General features: G+C 42.3%; 12 protein-coding genes. 3 read left to right on the forward strand and 9 right to left on the reverse strand.

The genetic code is table 11. The features are described 5' to 3' along the window. The 6 genes from C7Y66_RS25245 to C7Y66_RS25270 form a co-directional block, all read right to left on the reverse strand. A partial coding sequence (locus C7Y66_RS25245) for a histidine phosphatase family protein (RefSeq protein ID WP_146149875.1) occupies positions 1-364 on the reverse strand: 364 nt, incomplete at its 3' end. Then, a complete protein-coding gene (locus C7Y66_RS25250) occupies positions 348-2,201 on the reverse strand; it encodes an ABC transporter ATP-binding protein (RefSeq protein WP_106547696.1) in 1,854 nt (617 codons plus the stop codon). The genes C7Y66_RS25245 and C7Y66_RS25250, both read right to left, overlap by 17 nt. An 87-nt stretch (positions 2,202-2,288) precedes the next feature. Further along, positions 2,289-3,485: a glycosyltransferase family protein gene (locus C7Y66_RS25255; RefSeq protein ID WP_106547697.1), complete on the reverse strand. Its 1,197-nt coding sequence runs from the start codon at positions 3,483-3,485 to the stop codon at positions 2,289-2,291. Between the two features lie 32 nt (positions 3,486-3,517). After that, the gene (locus tag C7Y66_RS25260; RefSeq protein WP_106547698.1) at positions 3,518-4,777 is read right to left on the reverse strand and encodes a glycosyltransferase family protein; all 1,260 of its coding nucleotides are present in this window, start codon (positions 4,775-4,777) and stop codon (positions 3,518-3,520) included. A gap of 506 nt (positions 4,778-5,283) precedes the next feature. Continuing rightward, positions 5,284-5,667, reverse strand: a complete 384-nt coding sequence (locus C7Y66_RS25265; protein ID WP_106547699.1) for a response regulator transcription factor — start codon at positions 5,665-5,667, stop codon at positions 5,284-5,286. A 420-nt stretch (positions 5,668-6,087) separates the two neighbouring features. Continuing rightward, complete coding sequence (locus tag C7Y66_RS25270; RefSeq protein WP_106547700.1) at positions 6,088-7,662, reverse strand: cell wall metabolism sensor histidine kinase WalK; 1,575 nt, start codon at positions 7,660-7,662, stop codon at positions 6,088-6,090. A 399-nt stretch (positions 7,663-8,061) separates the two neighbouring features. Between C7Y66_RS25270 and C7Y66_RS25275 the strand changes: the two genes are divergently transcribed. Continuing rightward, on the forward strand, positions 8,062-9,111 hold the full coding sequence (locus C7Y66_RS25275) for an NAD-dependent epimerase (protein WP_106547701.1): 1,050 nt from the start codon (positions 8,062-8,064) through the stop codon (positions 9,109-9,111). Between the two features lie 842 nt (positions 9,112-9,953). Beyond that, positions 9,954-11,120, forward strand: a complete 1,167-nt coding sequence (locus C7Y66_RS33275) for a GAF domain-containing protein (protein ID WP_199197630.1) — start codon at positions 9,954-9,956, stop codon at positions 11,118-11,120. A 64-nt stretch (positions 11,121-11,184) separates the two neighbouring features. On the opposite strand, the gene C7Y66_RS25285 is transcribed toward C7Y66_RS33275, so the two are convergent. Next, entirely contained in the window at positions 11,185-12,831 is a 1,647-nt protein-coding gene (locus tag C7Y66_RS25285; protein WP_106547702.1) for an FAD-dependent oxidoreductase, read from the reverse strand. A gap of 18 nt (positions 12,832-12,849) precedes the next feature. Beyond that, a complete protein-coding gene (locus C7Y66_RS25290; RefSeq protein WP_106547703.1) occupies positions 12,850-13,764 on the reverse strand; it encodes a branched-chain amino acid transaminase in 915 nt (304 codons plus the stop codon). A gap of 623 nt (positions 13,765-14,387) precedes the next feature. Between C7Y66_RS25290 and dnaN the strand changes: the two genes are divergently transcribed. Then, positions 14,388-15,533, forward strand: a complete 1,146-nt coding sequence (gene dnaN, locus C7Y66_RS25295) for a DNA polymerase III subunit beta (RefSeq protein ID WP_106166171.1) — start codon at positions 14,388-14,390, stop codon at positions 15,531-15,533. Positions 15,534-15,574: 41 nt separating this feature from the next. Here the strand turns inward: dnaN and C7Y66_RS25300 are convergent, their stop codons facing one another. After that, positions 15,575-16,762 carry a TRC40/GET3/ArsA family transport-energizing ATPase gene (locus C7Y66_RS25300; protein WP_015152200.1) on the reverse strand — a complete coding sequence of 396 codons (1,188 nt, stop codon included), beginning with the start codon at positions 16,760-16,762 and terminating at the stop codon, positions 15,575-15,577. Positions 16,763-16,927: the final 165 nt, after the last annotated feature.

Below are 16,927 nucleotides of genomic sequence, written 5' to 3' on the forward strand. Positions count from 1 at the left end.
AGATGTGTATAAGAGACAGTTCCTGGGCGAAGTTTTCGCGCACGTATTGAAAAGCTAATCCTTGCCACGCCGGAAGATCGGTTTCGCGTAACTTGTCCGTCACCCTTAATTGGATATGGGGGGATATAACTCTCAAAATTTCTTGGGCGGTTTCCTGCGCGCGTTTTAAGGAACTGGAGTAGATGGCATCAAATACCACTCCTTTGAGAAAATCGCCAGTTAAACGCGCGTCGCTGCGCCCTACTTCAGTTAATACTGACTCGTCGCTGCTACCTTGATAGAGACCGAGAGCATTGTAAGTACTCTGCCCGTGGCGTACTAAGATAACGCGGGTTGCTCGATCTTCCTCATGCTTCGATCGCATAAGTATCTCCTGTTTGCTCGCTGTCAATAATGCTTTGCATCTGGTACAAGGTGGCATAATGTCCGCCCAGACGCATGAGTTCGCTATGCGTCCCCTGTTCTAAAATGCTGCCCCCTTCAACGTAGAGAATGATATCTGCGTGTTGCACTGCCCTGAGATTGTGGGAGATTGTAAATGTCGTCTGCCCCTCCGTGAGTTTTTCTAAGGCTGCGTTGACGATTTGTTCGCTGGCACTGTCTAAACCTGTAGTTGGTTCGTCTAGAATCACAATTGGTGCTTGACGGATCGCCGCACGGGCGATCGCAATTCTTTGTCGTTGTCCGCCTGATAGCGTCCCACCCCGTTCGCCCAAAACTGTTTCGTAGCCCTGGGGCAGTTGCATGATAAATTCATGAGCATTGGCAAGACGGGCGGCTTGTTCTACTTCTTTGCGAGAAGATCCTAGTTTCCCGTAGGCAATATTTTCTTGTACGCTAACTGCAAACAAAACGCTATCTTGCAAAACTACGCTAATTTGCTGCCGCAGCGAATCTAGGGTGTATTCGCGTAAATCTTGACTGTCAATTAAAATCCGACCGGAATCGGGGTCATACAAACGGAGAATTAAACTCAGAAGAGTCGATTTACCACTTCCAGAAGGACCCACCACAGCTACTTGTTGCCCTGGCTGAACGGCAAAGCTAATATTTTTTAATATTTCCTTACCTGTACTGTAGCCAAAAGAGACATTCTCAAACCGGATTGCCCCAAAGAAAGGATGTGCTTTTTCTGCCCCTGGTAAGTCGCGCACGTTGGGTTCGTATTCCAATAACTCCACCACCCTTTCACCAGAAGCTGTCGCTTTAGCAATCTGCCCGACTTGAGTGGAAAGTTTTCGCATTGGTTCAAAAGCATTTTTTAAATAAGTCATAAATACTAATAATTCGCCAGGAGTAAGCCCTTTATGCAAAACCACATGGGAACCACGCCACAAAACTGCGGCGATAATGACTGCCATTAGAACTTGCACTGTTCTTTCCAGCGCTGCTGAAAGTTTTAAAGATTCGATCGCCTCATCTAAACTTTTTTGGTTTTGCGCTGCGAAAATGCTATGTAGCATCTCCTGTAAAGAAAGGACTTGTACGACTTTAATCGCGCCAATAGTTTCACCCGTTGTCGCTGCTAAAACACCTTCAGAATCGCGATGTTGTTTGGCGAAACTACGAATACGACCGATCGTTTTACTCGTAAGCAGAGTTAGGAATGGAAATATCGCTGTTGCAACTAAGGCTAATTCCCAGTTCAGCCAATACATAATTGCCAACATTCCTAGTAAAGAGATAATGTTGGTCAATAAAGGTAAAGCAGTTTTGATCGTCACCAACCGCATCTTTTCAATATCAGCCGTGACGCGAGTAATTAAGTCGCCGCTTTTATGTTGTTGGTGAAAGGAAAGGGAGAGACGCTGCAAGCGATCGAAAACTTGACCGCGTACCTCAGACAATACTTCTACAACAGCTAAAGACATACCATAGGTACTCAAATATGCTGCCATACTACCCAGTCCAGTAATACCAACTATTGCTAGTGCTGATAAAGTCAGCAGCATGACTGGATTGAGTCCAAAGCTATTAGGAATATGAGTAGAGTTGTTATGAGCGGGAATTAGAATATTATCGAAAACATATTTTAAGGGCCAAGGTTCTAGTAGCCGTAAACCAGTCTCTATTAATAAAGCGAAAAAAGCACCAACAATTGTGAATCTTTGTTTGCGGATATAGGGGGAAAATTTTCTCAAAATCCGCAGAAGACCTGGTATCACTCCTTTTAAATCTTTTTCTTTGGGGCGCTGACCCATTTAGTAGTTCTCCTTTAATTAGTAGTACTTGGTGCGTGGTGCGTGTAAGGAAGTAGAGCAGCAGAAGGTAGGTTAAACTAGTGGAAATTAAACAAGACTCAAAGCAGCAGTCTGAGAATTGAGAAACATTTTTAGAAAGTTGGCTGTGTTATCAGCTCCTTGAAGATCGAAAATCCTTGAATTGTTTGATGTTTTTTTAGATAAGCAATCGCCGATCTTTTCAGATAAAACTAGAGGCGACAAGTCTTGAGGATGAATACTGTTAACAATTCCCAATTGTTCTAACTTTTGCGTTCTGTGTAATTGTTCTTTATCCACATGCTCGTGACCGATGGGAACTATAATGGCACGGACACCCGTACTCAGAATATTCATTGTGGTGTTGTAACCGCCAAGACTAACAGAAATATCTGCGGTCTGCATGTATTCAAGTAGTTTCGGGGTATAAGTTTCAATTTGAATGTTGTCGCGATCGCTAGCCAATTTCCTTAACTGTGCTACTTTCTCTACTGGCATAAACGAACCAGTAAAAATCTTCATAACATGCGGTAGTTTTCGACTCAATATCGCACTCGATTTAATCAGCGCTTCTAGCACTTCATAACCGATTCTACCACCACCTATACTTGCTACAATTTTGACAGTATCCAAACTAACTTCACTCCATAATTTCTCAAAAGGTGTAGCAGTAAATTTCGGCAGTTGAGTTACAAATCCTGTATGGATAACTTCAGCAAGAATTTCTTGATGTCTCGCAAAACTATCCGAAAAAGTTTGAAAGCGAGAATCGGCATGAAATAGTAGTAAATCGAAATATCGATTCATTAAATTGCAAATTGTTTCCTCTTCTTCAGGATCGCTTTCTTTCCCGATAACGTCGCGCAAGCTAGAAACAATTTTGGTTTTAGGACTTGTTGTTTTTAGATGTTCGACTAAAGGAATTAGCTCGAAGAGTAGCTTGTGTCTACCAAAAGGAAAAAACTCTGTAATCAAACAATCAGGTTGAATGCGATCGCACTCTGCAATTAAGATATTTTTCCTAGCTGCTTTCACTTCCTCAACGGTAAATGGACTACTCCCAACTGTGAATTTTCCCTCTTCCAGCCATAGTGCAGGTAATCGAATAACTTCTACTTGTGTTGGTAGCTCAAAACCTGGAATTTGAGGACCACCAACAATAAAGTAAACTTGAAAATATTTTGCTAAGCTTTGCACAATTTCTGAGCTACGAACTAAATGTCCCATACCACTCAGATATTGACAGTAAAACATAATTTTTTTCATAACTAGCTCAGAATTCCTACAATAAAAACTATCTAGACCGCTGAGCGATCGCTCGCTAAAGTGGGTAAAGAAGTATATTTTTGATAAATTTGGTTCAATTGATGTTCGCAGACTTTTTGAGACATGAGTTGAAGTAAATAATCTTTCACTCGAACTAAACCATTCATGTCTAAGTTAAAGTCTGGCTTTTTTCGTCCTTCTAACTGACTTAGAAGTAGATTCATTAAAGTGATGGAGCTAAAATCTCCCTTACCAGGTATGAGTGTCTTAATTAACCCTAAGCTTGCCATTCTCTCGGCTCTAATTGACTGTTCTTGAGACGGCTTACTACGCGGAATAATGACAGATGGCTTTCTAGCCGATAAAATTTCACAAACAGTATTGTATCCAGCCATAGATACCACAACATCTGCGGCATTTATATAGCTCATTAAATCATCTGTAAATTCTCCAACTCGAACTTGAGAGTTATTTTCTGCTGCTTGTTCGACGAGTTGCTTTTGCGCTTTAGGCATTTCAGGACCGCAAATTACCAAACTTTTAATGCGATACTTTGCTGGTAATAGTGCTAAGGCTGACAAATAATTATCTACTAACTCATAGCCATCCTCTCCACCTCCAGGAGTCACTAGAATTAAGCGTTCTCGCTGCGAAACTTTTAATTCTTGTCGAATGCAAGTTCGACTCTTTTGTCCCGGTTGACGGTGCAGATAGCCACAGTAGCGTACTTTCTCGACAATTTTAGGTGGAAATCTATATTCTCGTACCGTGTCAAAAACTTCTGGCGTTCCAACTATTTGTACTTGATGGTAAAACTTGTCTATTGCCGTATAGAAATCGCTTTTTTGCCACTCTGCAATTGTTTTTTCAGAACAGTCAAGAATATCTCGTAATAACAGTACTAGTTTAGTCTCTGGTAATGTTGTTTTTAGATAATTGAGCGTACCCCGTAATTCATTTTTGAGTCCATAAGGTTTCTTATCTACTAAAAAGATGTCTGGTTGAAAAATAATTGTTGCTGACAAGATCAATTCCGATCGCAGCTTAACTATCTCTTCCACACCCATTCCTAAATATTTGACAGCAATTTCACCAGTTTCACCGCGATTTAGACAAGGTAACTTAATATAATCAAGTCCTTTTGGTAATCGAAAGCCCTGAAGCATGGGCGAACCAGAAAGTAATAAAATTGAAAGATCGGGAATTTCGCTTAATAGGTGTTCGCAAATTGCTAACATTCTGCGAATATTGCCAAGTCCAAATGCGTCGTGGGAATAAACCAGCAGTCGCATGACTGATATCCTTTTTGTGTGGTTGGTTGTGAAAAATTGACTGGCGATCGCAGTTCGCCACTAATGATTTGTCTTCCATCTACATATATCTTTGCAGTCAGTGATGAATTGACAATGAATGTTTAATGAGAGATTTCTCATGAGAAATCTCTCATTTTCGCCATAAGTCTCTCTTTCACTCCACCTCATAGCGGTTTTCGATTGGGTAAAACACACGATCTGTAGGGGCGCTTTCTCTGTGCGCCCCTACAAATGTCACGCACGCAATCGAGAATTGCTATCATTCGTTTGCATACATAATTGTATAGAGGCAACTCATCTCTACAAAGCCATTAAGAAAACATCTCAGTAGGGTATGTTAGCCTTTGGCGTAATGCATACTGCTACCATTTTTTCAAAACTATGCAATAGGCGATCCCCCCAACCTCCCTTATCAAGGTGGTTTGGGGGGATCTCATGTAGTGCAAGGGGTGCAAATCTGTGCGCCCCTACAAATGCTAAAAATGTTATTTGAGTATTGTTGGTTTGCAAGCGATTTCCAACTGTGCCTGTATACATCCTAATAAGTCTTTGAAGAGGAAAGGCTTAGTAATGTAATCATTTGCACCAGCTTGCAAAGCAGCTGCCTTACATTGATTATCGTCACGAGCAGTCATAATGACAATTGGTAGCACTTCTCCCTTGCTACGTAATTCTTGCATGACCTGCCAACCATTTTTAATTGGTAAACCAAGGTCGAGTAACAATAGATCGGGTTGACTAGTTTGAGCCAATTCAATCGCCTGTTCTCCATCAGTTGCTACTAGAGTATCGAAACCACTTTTGCCCAGTCCTTTCTCAACAAAAGCAGCTAGACGAGCTTCGTCTTCCACAATCAAAATTTGGCTCATAACCTTGTGGTGTACCTATTTCAAGGTGGTCAATGAATAAAGTAAATGCTGAAGAGAACGATTTCGCTAATCTTGCGTAGAAATCCTTGCAAATCTTAGCTAGCGATCGCCCTACTGCCACAACCTAAGCGCCTCATTGTTATATGATGACAGAACTATCTATACGGATAATAACAGACTAAAAATAAACGTCATAAAAGATAAATCTTTTATTTATAAATATTTTATTTATCTGTCTTCTGTTTGCTTAATCCTATCTTTTAGAAAAAGTAATAGAACAACCCAGCAAACTCTCAATCATTTCAGCAATTATTCTCTTGCCAATTATTTTGACAGTTAAAGATGAGATTGTGATGAAATTGAAATGAGAAACTTTTCATCTCTGAACTTGCCGATCGCCTTGCTACTTTGATTTAATCGTCAACCAACTCGTTCGGCATGACCTTTTTTCTCTGGCGATCGCTTCAGAGGTATGACAATCGTAAATCTAGCACCAGCACCAATATCACTTTTGAGTAAGATTCGTCCACCATGTGCCTCTACAATTGCTTGGACGATTGATAATCCCAACCCAGCGCCTTCAGATCGGCGGCGACTGTTAGCAGCACGAGCAAAGCGTTCAAATATCCTTTTTTGATCTACAAGTGCGATCCCTTCTCCCGTGTCACGCACCCAAAAACTAATTCTACTTTTACTAATTGCCGAGCCAATACCAATTATGTCATTCTCTTTTGTGTGCTGAATGGCATTTTGAATTAAGTTCATCACTGCCTGAGTCAAACGCTGGCGATCGGCGATCGTTTGACCTTGAGCTGTACTGTCGAATTGCCAGTTACGCTGGGCTAGTGCTTGTGCTTTAGCAAATAATTCCTCTGTAAAAGATTGAAGCTCGACAGTTTCCCAGCGTAAAAAGTCCGGGCGTTCTGCTTTTGTTAGTAAAATCATGTCATTGACAAATCGACTCATGCGATCTAACTCATCTAGCACTAGCGCCCGAGTTTCCCCTATTTCTTCGGGGTTGTCGCCCATTAATTCTAAATGTCCGCGCACGATCGCGATTGGCGTTCGTAGTTCGTGTCCCGCATCGTTAATAAACTCTTGCTGGCTAGTAAAAGCGGCTTGCAATCTATCCATCATTTCATTAAAGGTAGTTGCTAACTCCGCCAGTTCTCCCTTTCCTTCTACAGAAATGCGTTGATTGAGATCGGACTCGCTGATTTTACGAGTTGTTTGGAGTATGAGGCGCAGAGGAGCCAAAACCCCCCGAGAAGCAACCCAAGCTATTAGCAAAGCCAGAATTAGCACCACAGCACTGACTTGAACGATTGCTAACACGGCTTCTAAAACTTCAGCTCGTTCGCCAGCGGTAGTATGAGCAACCACAAACACACCTGCAATTTTGCCGTCAAGCCAAACAGGTTTAGCTGTGTAAAGAACGCTATCAATATTTGGTTTTGTAGGAAATTCCTTCTCACCTTGCTCTGGTTGAGTCAGTTTTCCCCAGTGTTGAATTAACTTAGAATCGGGAGCAAGTACTTTGGGTCTAGCTCTCGGACTAGATTTACGAAATTCTCCATCCACGATCGCGATCAAGAAGGTGTCGTCCTCCGGTAGCTGGCGACCGAGAAAAGCATCGAAAAATTCTTCTAACTCATCCTCTGTCGCTGGAGGTTTTGTCAAACGTATGTCTGCTTGTTTGAGCAAATTGACAGCAGCCGTCACTTCTTCATCTTCGCGATCGCTTGCTTTGGTTTCTGCATCAATTAATTGAGTAAATATTTCCATCTTCTCCGTCAGTTCCCGATTGACACGCTGGTTGACGCGCTCGTAAAGCACCTGGCGAAACGCAGGGATGGAAACTACAAAAATGAAACCAATTGTCAGCAGATACCATAAGAGAATACGGGTACGTGCTGCCCAAAAGAACCCTCTGGCAGCCGAGAAATTTGATTTAACCTTGGGAGAGGCTCTACTCTCGCTGCGTTTTTCTTGCATCGATCGAAATTTATGATAGTTTTAGAAAAAAATTAATAGTTCTTAATATTTGACATTAGTTTACATAATAACTGCTAAACATGACTTTTTTTCAGATTATCACCTCAGAACGCTAAAATCCCTCCATAAGGGGCTTGACAAACGTATAAACAAGAAGGAATATTCCAGAATCTCTAAGGAGTAAACTAACAAGACTCACTACAGGTAAAGCAGGCACTTGTAAAGAATTAATGCGTCTACGAAACAGATGAGTCAAAGCCGATCTGTGAGTGGCGATCGCTCCTCTATGATGAGAAATGGTCTGACTCCAACCCCAAACCGAACGGTTCAACTACCATTTGTTTAGTGCGAGCGATCGCCTGAAATCTCGTCCACAATGCTAGCGAAGGATATGAAAACATGCACGTATTAGTGACTGGAGTTGCCGGATTTATCGGTTATCATTTAGCCCAACGGTTGCTTCAAGAGGGGATAGGAGTCTATGGCATAGACAACCTCAACAACTACTACGATGTCAAACTCAAGCACGACCGCTTAGCGCAACTTCAGCCACATCTGGGGTTTGCATTTCAAAAATTGGACTTAGCAGAACGCGATCGCCTTTTAGAATTGTTTCAATACAATAAATTCGATTATGTCGTCAATTTAGCAGCCCAAGCAGGGGTTCGTTATTCTCTACAAAATCCCTTTGCCTACTCTGATAGTAATCTTTCCGGGTTTGTTAACCTGCTGGAAGGCTGTCGTCACAGTCAGGTCAAACACTTAGTCTTTGCGTCTTCCAGTTCTGTTTACGGTGCAAATACCAAAATACCTTTCTCAGTTAGCGATCGCGTCGATCGCCCCGTGTCTCTCTACGCTGCTACCAAAAAAGCCAACGAACTGATCGCCCACGTCTACAGCCATCTCTACAATTTACCGACTACCGGATTGCGTTTTTTTACCGTTTACGGTCCTTGGGGAAGACCGGATATGGCTTATTTTAAATTTGTCCAGGCGATTGAAGCAGGCAAGCCAATTGAAGTCTACAACTATGGCAAGATGAAGCGCGACTTCACCTATATTGATGATGTTGTAGAAGGCGTAATGCGAGTTATGCTGCGTCCACCTCAAATGTGTTCTCAACCAAACGGCAGTAGTGCAATACCTGAAAACCAAGCTCCATATAAAATTTACAACATTGGTAATAATAGTCCGGTAGAACTGAATGAGTTTATTCAGACAATTGAGACCGCTTTGGGAAAAACAGCTCGCACGCAAATGTTACCGATGCAACCCGGTGACGTTCCTTGTACTTACGCCGATGTAGACGATTTAATTCACGATGTAGGATTCAAACCTACTACACCTTTATCAGAAGGAATTCAACGCTTTGTTGACTGGTATAAACTTTACTACAAAGAGCAGGAAGCAGGGAGCAGAGAGCAGGGAGCCGGGAGCAGGGAACAGTGACCGTAGGGGTGGGTTTGGCGAATAGATTGACAGCCTGAGCAATACATCTTCGCTCGAAATTCGCCCTTCTCAGGTATCAGCAATCGGTGCTCGGCAACCAAAATAACTTGCGATGATTAAAAATAGTTTTGACACTCTCTGTTGTCTTTCACGCTATTACTTTCATTTCTTCTTTCAAACATCAGATATTTATTTCATAGAAACCTTTCTGAAGGAATAGTGTTTAACAAATTTATAGAGATTATTCTATAAGTATTATTATCTAAGCTATGGCTGCACTCATTCGTGAATGTTGTTTTTCTCAAGTTATATGTAAAATAAGAATGGTAAACCTAATATTAAGAAACAATAAGTATTAATACCCTAATCGCGAATTAGAAAAGACGCAGTTGTAAGTATTAATGTATTCCTAAAGTCATAGTTAGCTTGATACATATCTGACTCTCGCTCAGTTGCCGCGATCGCCAGTATCTAAAAAGGTAAGAGGAATCAGGAGCAAGCAGTTTAGCAGCTTTTAAAAGTCTTGCTAAAATAAAAAAAATATAGAATAACAGTAATATGTATAATTGTTACCAATATAAAATCAATAGACAAATTAGCTAATATATAGAACCTTAATAGTTCGATTAGAGAAAGTCGGGTTTTTCAGGAATCCAAAGTAAAAGTAAAGCAAAAAGCATAAGGTTGTTAATTATACCATAAATTAACTAACCGATATCAATGTATTTAACATTTTATTTCTAAAATCTAGGTCGATTTGGAGTTTCTCGATGAATCAACAAAGTTCCCGAAGGAAGTTGATACGCTTAAGAGAGCTAATAATTACCACTACAGTAGGCTCCTTGCCTAAGCTCGCTATGGGTACGGCTGCACGCCGAAAATTCTACCCTCTGATCTTGCGGCACATGGGTAAAAAAGTTTTTATTCAAGAGGGAGTAGAGTTTCTCAGTGCTGAAAAGATCGAGCTTGGCGACGAGGTTTATTTATTTGGCAACGTCAAGCTGAACGCTTGGAATGATAATTGTCAAATTTTGCTAGGCGATCGCGTTGCTATAGATCGAGGTGCTGATATTACTTGTGCGGGAGATAACTGCACGATTGAAATTGGTGATGGCACGTTCGTCGGTCCCTACTCCTGTATCGCTGGTCCAGGGAATGTCAGAATTGGCAAGGACTGCATGATTGCTGCTCACAGTGGCATAGTGGCTAACAATCATATTTTTGCAGACCCCTTACAGAGGATTCGCGATCAAGGAGTGACGAAAAAGGGAATTGAAATTGGCGACGATTGCTGGTTGGGTTATGGCGTGAAAGTTTTAGATGGGGTCACAATCGGCAAGGGTAGCGTCATCGGTGCTGGCGCGGTTGTAACCAAAGATCCCCCCCCTTACTCGGTTGCCGTGGGCGTACCAGCTAAAGCAATTGCCAACCGCCTGCAAATTCAAGAAAAAGTGACTCACCAACACGAATACAACCCGGTCGCTCAGGGCGATCGCGTTTCAACAAATCCATCCCGCGATCGCGCTGCAAGCAAAAACGAACTTGCCCATAGACCACTAGAAAATTTACTCCAAGCAACCTTGGAATGCATTCGCCACATCCTAGAAGTTGATACTGTCGCAGTCTTATTACAAACAGAAAACGGAGAACAGCTAGCAGTTCATGCAACTTTGGGTTTGGAAGAAGAAATTGAAACTGGAGTCAGAATTCCCATCGGACAGGGATTTGCGGGTAAAATTGCAGCTCAACCGGAGTTAACAATTGTTGACGATCTATCGACCATAGAAGTCTACAGTCCCGTACTGCGACAAAAGGGACTGCATTCTATGCTAGGCGTTCCTCTATTTGCTAGCAATCGAGTCGTTGGTGTATTTCACATTGGTAGCTTGCATCCGCGACACTTCACCAACAAAGAAGCACAAACAGTACGCTACGTTGCCGATCGCATTGGAGAAGCGATCGAACCAGTTCTACGTTTGTGGCAAATGCCTGATTATGTTAATGGCTAATGGCTAATGGTTAATTGTTAATATTGGCGATCGATCTGATTAACTATTAACAATCGACAACACGCTAATCTTCGCCAGATCCGTAGCGCCAAGCGTCAATCCAGCGGTGGTATTGGTACTGTTGTGGTGTGGGTAGATTTTTTAACCAAGGTTGGATAATTGGACTGAATTTGTTGAAAACTGAATAGAGTCCAAGGTTAGTGTAATGGATCGTCCAATTTAGTAAAGCCCCCAAACCAACGTGAGGGATAATTTGGGCGATTAACAAAGGATGAGCGATCGCAGTTTTGAACAAAGTTTGTGTCAGGGGCAAAAACTGTACTACGTCTTGGAGAAACGGTCTGAGGACGCGATCGCCTAACTGTTGCATGGTGAGAAATACAACTGCTAGCAACCGATTAATGCGATCGGGCGGAATAGTTTCCCTAACATCAGCCCTCATCGCTTTTTGAAACAACCACGTAACGCTGAGATTTGGTTGATAGGGGGCTAGTAACGACAGTGACGATGCAGATAACTGCTCGCTAGAAAGTGCTGCATGAATGCCTAGCGTTAGACGTTCTAAATGGCGTACCATTGCTCCAAAACCGCCAAAGCTTAATGGTGACTGATTGCCACTACTATCTCCCACTGGTAGAATCCGATTCCAAGGAGTGTGTAAAGGACTTTGGCGATAGGCAGGAAAAAAGCCAAATAAGGCTCGTTGAAAATGCAGCTTATCTAAATCTACAGCCTGATACTGTGGTAGCAATCGCAAATACTCTTCAAATAACGCTTCTAAACCCAAATGGTCTGGACTAGCATCCATGTAGGTAAATAAATACGTCGTTCTACCATCTCTAGCAGGAAAAGCCTCCCAGAAATACTGACAGCGATTTTGAATCGGCGTGAAAGTGGCAATCAAATCGCCAGTTTGGTTCTGAGAAAACCCTTGAGCGCAACTACCAACAACCAAACAAATACTATCGGGTTTTTGTCCCTGACGTGCTTGTTGTGTCATCGGAGACAAATGCCCCATTGCATCGATGAGGAGGCGAGTTGTAATTGGTAATTGGTTGTTGGTAATTGGTAATTGGTAATTGGTAATTGGTAATTGCTCCTCAGCTTTCTTCTCTCCTGCTCCCTGCACCGAAGCGCTCCCTGCTCCCGTTTCCACAAGCACGCCATTAGGATGAACGATCGCACTCACAAAGGGAGTATTTTCTAATAACACACCACCTGCTGCTAGAAATTTTTGCTTTAAGGTTTCTAGCAAACAAATTGGATCTACACCCAGATTGAGTACGTCTTTAACCCAGATTTCGCCGCCCCAATTTTCGCCACTATTATGAAAGCTAACGCGGGCGGGGTTATACTCAGTAGCGATCGCTTGTTCTAATTCCGCTTCAGTTAATAAATTCAGCCGCAAAAAAACTGACAATTCTTGCCGCGAAATATTCCACTCTTGCTGTCTACCTCTTAAAATTCCGCGTTCGAGCAAAGCGACTCGCCATCCCCGCAGTACCAAAGCGCTGCCAATTAAAATTCCTAGCGTACCACCGCAAATCACGACATCCCAGTCAACGGTTTCCAAAAGAGTTTCGCTTTGAGTTACGACTGTCGGTACGGCTGTCGTATCCGTTCTCATCGACGCGAGCAAGCGATCTGCTTGTCGTAAGCCACTCAAAACATCGCCTGGTAGTTGAGTCAGAATATCTTCTGTTAAACTCACGATCTTACTACTCTTTATTTAACTAATTGCGATCGAATATACCCAATCTTGATATTTTGGTTCTCTACCTTCGGTAATAGCAATCAGTTTTTCTTGCAGCTTTCGTGTAATTGTATTTTGCCGCGATAATTGATAATTTTCTAATTTTTTTACTGGAACAATTTTAGCTGCTGTACCGCATAGGAACACTTCATCGGCAATTAAAAGTTCGGTTCGATCAACTGGTCTTTCTATTGTTTCAATTCCTAAGTCACTGGCGATTTTAATAACACTATCTCTAGTAATTCCTTCTAAAATATCTTGGTCGAAACCTGGAGTAATCAGTCTTTCGTTTCTGACAATGAATATATTCATTCCCGAAGCTTCGCTCACTTTGCCTTGAGAATTCAATAAAATTGCCTCATCAAAACCCGATTCAGCTGCTTCTGTTTTTGCTAAAGCAGAAGTGATGTAAGCAGCACTTATTTTACCCCGTAGTGGCATACTGCGATCTTCTTGTCGATACCAAGAGCTGATACGACAGCTAACACCTTCAGCAGATAAATAGTCTTGCAACTCTAATCCGTAAACAAAAAGATCCTTTTCGATCGAATGCAATCGCGGTGCGATTCCTAAGCCAGAGGTGTAAACAAAAGGACGAATGTAGAAAGATGCTGTGGGCTGATTGCGTTTGACAAATTCAACAATGACGCTTTGAATTTTGTCTGCTGGTAAATCGTAGTGGAGAAATCTTGCGCTGTTACTCAATCTCTGGCAATGGCGATCGAGCCGAAACAGCAAAATTTGCTGGGAATCCTGTGGGTGGGGAATTCCGCGTAAACCACCTAAGGCTCCCGTTCCGTAGTGTAAGGCATGGGTAGCAATGGAGATCTTAGCCTCGCCAAACGGAACAAACTGATTTTGAAAGTAGGCGATCGGTAGGAAGCTTTGCACGGGCAAACTTAAACAGAGGTGAGATATTTCACTATAGACGATTTTACAGCTCTAATCCCAGTACGATTTGAACTAAATTCAAATAGAACAGATGAATTTGGAAAGCCTAATATATTATCATCAAGCATAGTAAAATTAAAAGTACTAAGTTTACAGCCAGTAAGTCGACTTAGGCTTGTTGGAGCTTTAGCTAATTGAGTTGGCGATCGCGATCGCTCTCTACAACTCAAGCTTAAAGCGAGTATAAATAAAAATTAAGATTCAGTTCTGCCTGTGGAAAACTTCGGGTTTTCTGTGGAAAACCCGGGGACAATTTGTGGAAAACTATTGATTTTACGTGGAAAATTTACAGTAAGTATAAATACCCTGTGGAAAACTTAAGGCTTTTTTCCACAAGTTTTCCACAAGTTTTAATCTCTAGGATCGCCACAGAAACAGCAAGAGCCATTTTTTTTCACAGTTTCCACAGCACCTACTACTACTAATAAAAAAAATATATCTTTAAGTCGGATCTATTCGCACAGAAGTTTATCGGTTCATCCTTACAACAACCTTGACAAGAGTGATACTATGTCTATTCTGGAGCAAATCTGTCCTAGCCCAGTGCCATCTGTTAGCCGTCCATGAAACTCGTCTGTACTCAAAACGACCTTAGTACAAACCTTTCTCTTGTCAGTCGCGCCGTCCCCTCGCGTCCGACTCATCCGGTTTTGGCTAACGTATTGCTGCAAGCCGACGCAGATACGCAGCAGGTAAGCTTGACAGCTTTCGATCTCGAACTGGGAATCCGCACCACGTTTGCTGCTACAGTGATATCAAGCGGTGCGATGACTTTGCCTGCTAAGTTGTTAAATGATATTGTGGCAAGGCTTCCAGAAGGAGAAATTACGCTGGAAGAAGAGGAAGGAGAAGTCCCATTTATTGCGGCGATCGCCTCTCAGCATGGACGCTACCAAATTCGCGGTATGGGTGTGGAAGAATTTCCAGAATTACCCGTTTTGGAGAAGGGTGAATTCGTGCATTTACCAGCAGATGCTTTGATGGAGGGGTTGAAGGGTTCGTTATTTGCGACGAGTGCTGATGAAAGCAAGCAGATTTTGAAGGGACTGCATTTAACCGTCCAACAAGACACGCTAGAATTTGCAGCAACAGACGGTCATCGCTTGGCAGTCGTGCAAACTGCCAATGACACTTCAGATGGAGAAGAGACAAGACAGCTTGAAGTTACCGTACCTGCTAAAGCGTTTCGAGAACTGGAACGGATGCTGGGTAAGCTACAAGCCAGCGAACCAATTGCCTTAAATTGCGATCGCGGTCAAATCGTGTTTGAATGGTCGGAGCAGCGACTGACGTGTCGCACCTTAGAAGGTCAGTATCCCGCCTATCGTCAGTTAATTCCACGTCAATTCGAGAGACAAATTGCGATCGATCGCAAACAATTACTGGGTGCATTAGAACGAATTGCGATTATTGCCGACCAGAAAAATAATATTGTCAAGTTTCATATTGATACTGACAAACAAGAATTAGCCTTATCAGTTGATGCGCAAGATGTAGGTAGCGGAAAAGAATTTCTACCTGCTGAAATTTCTGGTGGGGGCAATCTTGATATTGCTTTTAATATTGCTTATTTGATGGATGGAGTCAAAGCATTACCTTCAGGGGAAATCGAAATGCATCTCAATACGGCAGTCACTCCAGTGGTTTTGACTCCCATTGGTGGGTTGCAGATGACTTATTTGATTATGCCCGTACAGATCAGAAATTAGTAGGGGCGCACAGCTGTGCGCCCCTACGTTAATGAAATGTACTAAACCTTAGCAATATCGGCAAAACGAATTTTGAGATAATCCTCGTCCATCTTGGCTCCAGATGGTTGTAATGCAGCTAAAGCTTGCGGTAAAACCAAATTACGGCGATGGTTGCCAATAGTAATATTCAATTCATCCCCTGTTTTGCTCAACTGAATTTTATCTTTGGGAATTCCCGGCAAATACAGTTCTAGACTGTATTGATTTTGCTCTTGTACGACTTTGAGCGTAGTTTCTTTATAATAAACTTGAGCGGGATCTTCTTCTTGATATAATGTTTCTTTCAGTCTTTCTAAAGCTGCTAAACCACACATTTCCTCGGAATATAGTGGCACTTCCTTCACGGGTAAAGGACGAAAGTTTTCGTGAATTTCCTGACGATATTGCTGTTGATTTTCTTTCCACTTTTGAAAGAAAGGATCGGTTACTTGTTCGGGAATGATTCGGTTGGCAACGACTAAATCTGTAGAAACATTATATAAACTGAGATAGGCATGAGCGCGAAGAGATTCTTTAATCACCATTTTTTCAGGATTAGTGACTAGGCGCACGGAAGTTTTCGTGTTGTCAGTTAAAACTTTTTCCAATGCCTCAATTTGCTCGTAAAATTCATAGGGAGCGTCCATCACTTCTTTATCTGGAAGCGAAAAACCTGCAATAGGTTTAAATAAAGGCTCTACCAAAGGTCTAAGCGCTACAGACATTTTTTGTAATGGCTTGTAAAAGCGGCGCATATACCATCCACTGACTTCAGGTAAGCTAAGCAACCTTAAAGCCGTACCCGTAGGCGCAGAATCGATAATTAAGACATCGTATTCGCCTTCATCGTAGTGGCGCTTCATTCGCACTAGACCGAAAATTTCATCCATGCCTGGTAGAATAGCTAATTCTTCAGCTTGGACTCCATCTAATCCTCTTGCTTGCAAGACTTGGGTGATATAGCGTTTGACTGCACCCCAGTTTCCTTCTAATTCCAGCAGCGCGTCTAATTCTGCACCCCAGAGATTTTGGCGTACTAGGCGAGGTTCGTGTCCTAATTCTAAGTCAAAGCTATCTGCTAGGGAGTGTGCGGGGTCAGTGCTGAGAACCAGCGTGCGATAGCCGAGTTCGGCGCAGCGCAGTCCGGTAGCCGCCGCCACAGAGGTTTTCCCAACTCCTCCTTTACCAGTCATGAGGATTAGACGCATGAATATTGTCCTATCTGAGAAATGTTTATATTTGTTTATAATCTATCAGCTGTTGAATTATCGGTGGGGAAATAGGTTCAATGGTAGTTGGTAATGGGTAATGGGTAGTTGGTAGTTGGTAGTTGGTAGTTGGTTATTATTCTCCCTTGTCCCCCTTGTCTCCCC

The sequence above is a fragment of the Chroococcidiopsis sp. CCALA 051 genome (assembly GCF_003015105.1).
Classification (GTDB): Bacteria; Cyanobacteriota; Cyanobacteriia; order Cyanobacteriales; family Chroococcidiopsidaceae; genus Chroococcidiopsis; species Chroococcidiopsis thermalis.